The sequence below is a fragment of the Nocardioides pelophilus genome, from assembly GCF_014180685.1.
Taxonomy (GTDB): domain Bacteria; phylum Actinomycetota; class Actinomycetes; order Propionibacteriales; family Nocardioidaceae; genus Nocardioides; species Nocardioides pelophilus.
This window is the reverse complement of sequence record NZ_JACEHF010000031.1, coordinates 22,958-28,957: the sequence shown is the minus strand read 5'-3', so window position 1 is coordinate 28,957 and position 6,000 is coordinate 22,958. Positions and strand designations below refer to the sequence as shown.

Annotated in this window: 4 protein-coding genes and 1 tRNA gene; 2 read left to right on the top strand and 3 right to left on the bottom strand. The window is 73.4% G+C overall.

Annotation, left to right across the window (positions count from 1 at the left end; genetic code table 11):
• A partial coding sequence (locus H0488_RS08295; protein WP_183098812.1) for a patatin-like phospholipase family protein occupies nucleotides 1-494 on the bottom strand: 494 nt, incomplete at its 3' end.
• Nucleotides 495-561: 67 nt separating this feature from the next.
• On the opposite strand from H0488_RS08295, the gene H0488_RS08290 reads away from it, so the two are divergent.
• Nucleotides 562-3,012, top strand: coding sequence for an ATP-binding protein (locus tag H0488_RS08290; protein WP_183098811.1), 2,451 nt, complete (start codon nucleotides 562-564; stop codon nucleotides 3,010-3,012).
• On the opposite strand, the gene H0488_RS08285 is transcribed toward H0488_RS08290, so the two are convergent.
• The gene (locus tag H0488_RS08285; protein WP_183098815.1) at nucleotides 3,009-3,893 is read right to left on the bottom strand and encodes an LLM class flavin-dependent oxidoreductase; all 885 of its coding nucleotides are present in this window, start codon (nucleotides 3,891-3,893) and stop codon (nucleotides 3,009-3,011) included. The genes H0488_RS08290 and H0488_RS08285 overlap by 4 nt on opposite strands.
• A 35-nt stretch (nucleotides 3,894-3,928) precedes the next feature.
• Between H0488_RS08285 and H0488_RS08280 the strand changes: the two genes are divergently transcribed.
• Nucleotides 3,929-5,752 carry a cyclic nucleotide-binding domain-containing protein gene (locus tag H0488_RS08280; RefSeq protein WP_183098810.1) on the top strand — a complete coding sequence of 608 codons (1,824 nt, stop codon included), beginning with the start codon at nucleotides 3,929-3,931 and terminating at the stop codon, nucleotides 5,750-5,752.
• Nucleotides 5,753-5,815: 63 nt separating this feature from the next.
• Here the strand turns inward: H0488_RS08280 and H0488_RS08275 are convergent.
• Nucleotides 5,816-5,889: transfer RNA gene (locus tag H0488_RS08275), tRNA-Pro, on the bottom strand.
• Between the last annotated feature and the right edge of the window lie 111 nt (nucleotides 5,890-6,000).

Sequence of the window (6,000 nt, the reverse complement as noted above, 5' to 3'; positions counted from 1 at the left end):
CCGAAGGTGGCCCGGCGTCCGCTGTCGTAGTCGACGGCAGCGACCCAGGTCGCCGGGTGGTCGACCCAGCCGTCGGTGCCGGCCACGGCGGCCAGGGGTGCCAGGAACGAGTCGAGCGAACCGGTGCCGGCCGGCAGCAACCCGGAGAGCGCGGCGAGCGGCGTGATGCGGCCGGGCCCGAAGGCGCGCGCCAGCAACGCGGGTGAGCTGGGGCGCGGCACGCCCCGGCGCCCGTCCGCGGCCGGACGGCGCTCCGACCTCGCCCGGAGCGGGTGGGTGGCGGGCAGCTCCTTGCGGTACCAGCGCACCAGGTCGGCCGTGCCGATCCCGGCCGCGAGCAGGCAGCCGAGCAGCGAACCCTGCGAGGTGCCGACCAGGACCTGCGCGGACCGCGGGTCCCAACCCGTCGCTTCCTCCAGGGCGGCCAAGGTGCCGCACGACCACGCCAGTCCGGTGACGCCCCCCGCGCCGATCACGAGTCCCTGGCCGGCCATGCGATGCAGGATAGGCGCCTTCGCGATCCCCGCGTGGGGCCGTCCGGACCGTGCGATGCTGCCAACCGTGGTCGTGGAGCTCCCCTCCGGTGTGGTGACGTTCGCATTCGTCGACGTCGTCGGGAGCACGCTGGCCTTCGCCGAGCACGGGGACGCGTTCGTCACGGCACTCGAGCGCCTCCATGCCGAGATCGCAGACGCCACCAGTGCGCACGGCGGGGTGGTGGTCAAGACCGAGGGCGACGGCGCGTTCCTCGCCTTCGGTGACGAGGACGGCGCCCTCCGCGCGCTGATCCAGATCCAGGCAAGGGTCGAGGCTGCCGCGGCCGACACGACGCTTCCCGAGCCGCGTCTCCGGGTCCGGGCGGGCGCTCACGCAGGCCGTGCGCAGCCGGTCGGTGGCGACTACATCGCCCTCCCGGTGAACGTGGCCGCGCGGGTCACCTCGGCGGCAGGGGCCGGCCAGGCCCTGGTCACCCCGGCGGTCGTCGATGGGCTGACCGATCGCGACCTGGTGCGCGCGGCGGGCGACCCGGTCGGCGAGTACGCCCTCAAGGACGTGCGCGGACCGACCCCGCTGCACCGGGTGGCCGGGGGGCCGGAACCGCCACGGGCAGCGCCGTACCGCCGGACCAATGTGGCCGAGCCGATCACCTCGTTCGTCGGGCGGGACCGCGAGCTCGCCGAGCTCGGCGAGCTCGTCGCGTCGCACCGGCTGGTGACCGTGCTCGGTCCGGGCGGCATGGGCAAGACCAGGCTCACCTCGCAGCTGCTGCTGCAGGTCGCCGGGTCGTACGACGGCGCGTGGCTGGTCGAGCTGGCCTCGGTCTCGGACCCGGCGCGGGTGGTCGGCCAGGTCGCGGCCGGGCTCGGGTCGCGGGCGACCACGACCGACGAGCTCGTTGCGGAGCTGGCGGTCCGCGGCCCGACGCTGGTGCTGCTGGACAACTGCGAGCACCTCATCGACGCCGCCGCGGACGTCGCCGCCGAGCTGCTGGCGCGGCTGGCCGGTCTGCGGATCGTCGCCACCAGCCGCGAGCCGTTGCAGGTCGAGGGCGAGGTCGTCTGGAGGATCCCTGCACTGGTCGGCGACGACGCGCGCTGCGCGCTCTTCGCCCACCGGTACACGTCGGCCTCCGGTGGCGGATTCGACAGCCTCGATCGCTCCATGGTGGCCGAGCTGTGCTCCACCTTGGACGGGTCGCCGCTGGCGATCGAGCTCGCCGCGGTCCACGCCCGGGAGGTCCCGCTCCGCCAGCTGATCGACCTCCTCCTGGACGGGAGCGAGACGCTCGCCCGCCGTGGGGGCGGTCGCCAGTCCAGCCTCGACGCGGTCGTCGCCTGGAGCATGGACCGCCTCGACGTGGCCCACCGCGAAGCGTTGCTCGTGCTGTCCCAGGCGCCCGCCCGGCTCACCGCCGATGAGGCCGGCCTGCTGCTCCGGGACGTGGCCGCCCGGCGCGGCGTCACGCCGCCGGCGCTGCTGCGGGGACTCGTGAGGGTGAGCCTGGTCGACCTCGACGGCGACCGGTACCGGCTGCTCGACACCATCCGCGCCGCCGCGCGCAGGGCCCTGCACGCCGACCAGGACCTGCTCCCCCGCGCCCGGGCGATGCTCCACGCCGCGGCGGCGGCACTCGCCGACGCGGACAAGGAGTTCAGCATGGTCCGGACCGGGGATCCGAGGGCGGACCGGGTGCTGCTCCTCGAGGAGGCGGTCCTCGACGCCTGGAGCGACCGGACACCGGGTCTCGGCCAGGTGTGGACCGACCTCGGCACCGTTGCGGTCTACCTCCCGACGAGCCAGCGGCTGCACACTGCTGCGCTCGAGGTGCTGCAGGAGACGCCGACGACACCCGAGATCGGCGCCGACGACGCCGGCCGGGTGACGGGCGCGCTCGACATCGTCGAGTCCCGGGACCGCGCCCTGACCCCGTGGTCGCCTGACGACGCGCTCCGGTTCCTCGACGCCGTCGTGGCCGGAAGCCCGGCAGCGGTCGCGGCGTGGACCGCCGGCCGGATCACCGCCTTCTTCTGGTTGCGCGACCGAATCGCCGAGGCGCACTCGGTCGTGACCTCGGCCTCCCGGTTGGCGGAGGAGTCGGGTTCGGCGCTGCACCGGGTCAATGCCGCCACCAACGAAGGCCTGCTGGCTCACACGATGGGGGACGACGAGGCGGCACTGCGGCACGCCGATCGCGCCCTCGAGATCGCGCCGGACGACTTCATCGACATCGCGGTCCTGGTCAACAACCGCGCGTGCTCGCTCAACGCCCTCGGGCGGCACGAGGAGGCGCTACAGATCCTCCGGGACGCGCTGGACCGGCACCCGGTGGCCCGGAACCGATGGGCGCTCACCGAGAGCCTCGTCGAGGTGCTCCGGGACTCCGGGGCGAGGGAGGACGCGCTCGCCGTCGCCCGCCAGTGCTACGCCGAGCTCGCTCTGGAACCGGCGCCCGGGCCCGCATCCGACGCGATGGCATGGCTCCTGCCGGTGCTCCGGGGGCTGGAGGCCTAGGCGCGGACGGTGACCAGCTCCGCGGCCGCCTCCAGGCAGCGCAGGTCCGTGGTCGCGGGCACCAGGACGAACTCGTGGCACCCGGCGGCCTCCGCGTCGTCGAGCGCCCGGCGCACGTCGTCCGGCGAGGCGGCGGTCGTCTCGCCGGCGAGCGCGTCGGCGAGCTCGGGCCCGAGGAAGGCGAGGTAGCGCGCGCAGTAGGCGCGGAGCGTCGCGAGCGGATCCTCCACTCCCAGCGCGAAGAAGCAGCCGCTCACCAGCCGAGGGGTGCCGCGGCCGGCCGCGGCCCACGCCTCGGTCGCGAGGTTGTTGGTGCGCGCGATCTCGCTGCGCTTGCCGGCGATGCTGAACCCGCTCACACCGTCGGCCCAGCGGGCGGCGCGGGCCATCGACTTCGGGCCCATGGCGCCGGCGAGGATCTCCGGGCCGGGAGTGCGGGTGATCGCCGGCCCGACGGGATCAGCGCCCTCGAACGGCGGCCGTCCCGCCAGCAGGTCCTTGAGCTCGGCGACCCGCCGGTCGAGGCGTGCGTGCCGGCCGTCGAACGGTCGCCCGACCGCTTGGTAGTCGTGCTCCCGGCCACCGACGCCGACCGCCACCGACAGCCGACCGCCGGAGAGCTGGTCGAGCGTGCCGATCTGCTGGGCCACCATCGCCGCCGGGTGGTACGGCAGCACCCACAGGTTGGCGAAGATCCGGATGCGCGACGTCACGGCCGCGGCCGCGCCGAGGGTGGCGACCATCTCCGGGTTGCTGAAGGTCACCCGCTCCCCCGCCGAGATGCTCGAGAACGGGCCGTCGTCGGCCAGCCGGGCCCAGTCGACCGTCGTGGTGGCGGCGTACCCGACTGCCATCTGCGGAAGACCGATGCCGATTTCCATGCGCACCGGGCGAGCGTAGTGACACGCTCGACGGCATGCACGTCGCTGTCGTCCCGTTCCTCCCCGGCAGGCGGCCCACTGACGACGTCCGCTGGCCCGGTCTCGGGTCGAGCGACAGCGCAGCCCTGGTGACCGACGGGAGCCGGACCAACGAGGCCGTCATCCTCATCGAGACGTCCGACGTGCCCGCTGCGGCCACGCTCGAAGCCACCGTCACCGTCGACGGTCAACCGGTGCGCGGCTGGGACCGCGCGCGGGTACCGCTGACGCCCGCGCCTCGCCAGCGGATCGTGCTGCACCCGGACGAGGACTTCGCTGAGGTCGACCTCACCTTCACCGCCGGGTTCCTGCGACGGGCTCGGATCGACGTACGCGCGGTGGCCCACGACGAGCTGCTGGCGGCGGACGCGGCGTTCCTCGACGTCTGCGACGTCCGGCTCCTCGGCTCGGTCTACCAGCGGATCACGGAGCGCCTCGTGGCGCCGGACCTGGCGCGACAGGCGCGGGCTGCGGGGGTCGCAGATCCCGGCGTCGCCTATCACCCGTGGTTCCCGGTGCTCCTCATCGGCAGCGCGAAGGTGGCCGGCTACGCCCGCACGCTCGAGGCCGACATCGTCGGCAAGGAGGACCACCTCACCGATCCGGTCTGGCTGCTGCGGGTCGGCGTCTACCTCGAGCTGCTCACCTGCATCGGGATCATCGAGGCCGTCAGGGACGAGGTCGGCGATCTTCTCGAGCCCGCGGAGCGGGACGCGCTCGAGAGCGGCACCGCTCTTGCCGGGATCCGCGCCCGCATCGACCCCGACGCGTGGCGGGCGGTCTGGGACAGGCGCGCCGCGTGCTTCGCGCATTTCGGTACGCCGCGCCTGGGGCCGGTCTCGGGACTGAACCTGCTGCGCAAGCGCGAGGCCACCCTGCAGTTCCTGCGCACGCATCACGAGGACCTCAAGCAGGCCATCGAGCTGGCAGGTCCCAACCGGTTCAACGCGCAGGAGACCTGGCAGCGGGTCTTCCGGGACGCCGAGCGAGCGGTCCTCCAGTCGACCGCGGCCGGGTTTCCCGAGCTCGGTTTCCTTCCGGCAGCCGCCCGGGACGCCGTGCTGTGGCGGCGGTTCGGGTTCCCCGGCACCCGCGGCGTCTACCCCACTGCGTGCGACCAGTACCGCTCCTCGATGAACCACGTCGCCGACTGGGCGGCCGGTCAAGGGCTGATGGACCACGCCGGAGCCGAGTGCATCCCGCTCAGCGCGAGCCTGCTGCACGCGCGAGTGGCCGATCCGGCCCGGGTGGCCGTGCTGCAGCGGCAGGACGGCCTCGGACCCGACCTCGCGATCGCGGAGCCGGTCGTCACCGACGACCCGACCACCGAGGAGATCGAGGCCCTGTTGCGCGAGGTCGCGATCTTCCGCATGTTGAACGACGACCAGGTCCGCGACCTGGCGCTGGGCGCCCGCCCCCTCTTCTTCGGCCCGACGCAGCGCTTCGTCGTCCAGGGCCACCGCGGGACCTCGATGTTCCTCATCGCCGAGGGTCAGGTCGAGGTGCGCCGGCGCGAGCCGGACGGGACCGACTGGCTGGTGGAGACGATGGACAGGGGCGAGGTGGTCGGCGAGATGTCGTTCCTCACCGGCGCTCCGCGCGCCGCGACGGTCCGCTCGGTGGAGGAGACCCTCGTCTTCGAGATCGGGCGACAGGCCTACCTTCCGCTCGTGCATGCTCATCCGGAGTGGGTCGACGAGCTGGCGACGGTGATGGAGGAACGGCTTCTTCGCCGGGCCGCCCGCATCGCCGAGCTCCAGGTCCCACCCGTCGACCTGCGGGCGCGGATCCGCCGTACTCTCCTCGCCGGACGGCGCTAGGAAGACCGGAAATGCAGTGATGTCCCGCGATACCGGCCACCGGTGTCGCGGGACATCATTCGGTCGGGCTGACAGGATTTGAACCTGCGACCCCTTGACCCCCAGTCAAGTGCGCTACCAAGCTGCGCCACAGCCCGAAACTTCGTCCGGGATCGCCGTCCGAAGCGGGTGGAACACTACCGCAGGCGCCACCCGCTGCCCGAATCCGGTCCCCCGGTAGTCAGTACGAACTACCCGCGGATATCGAT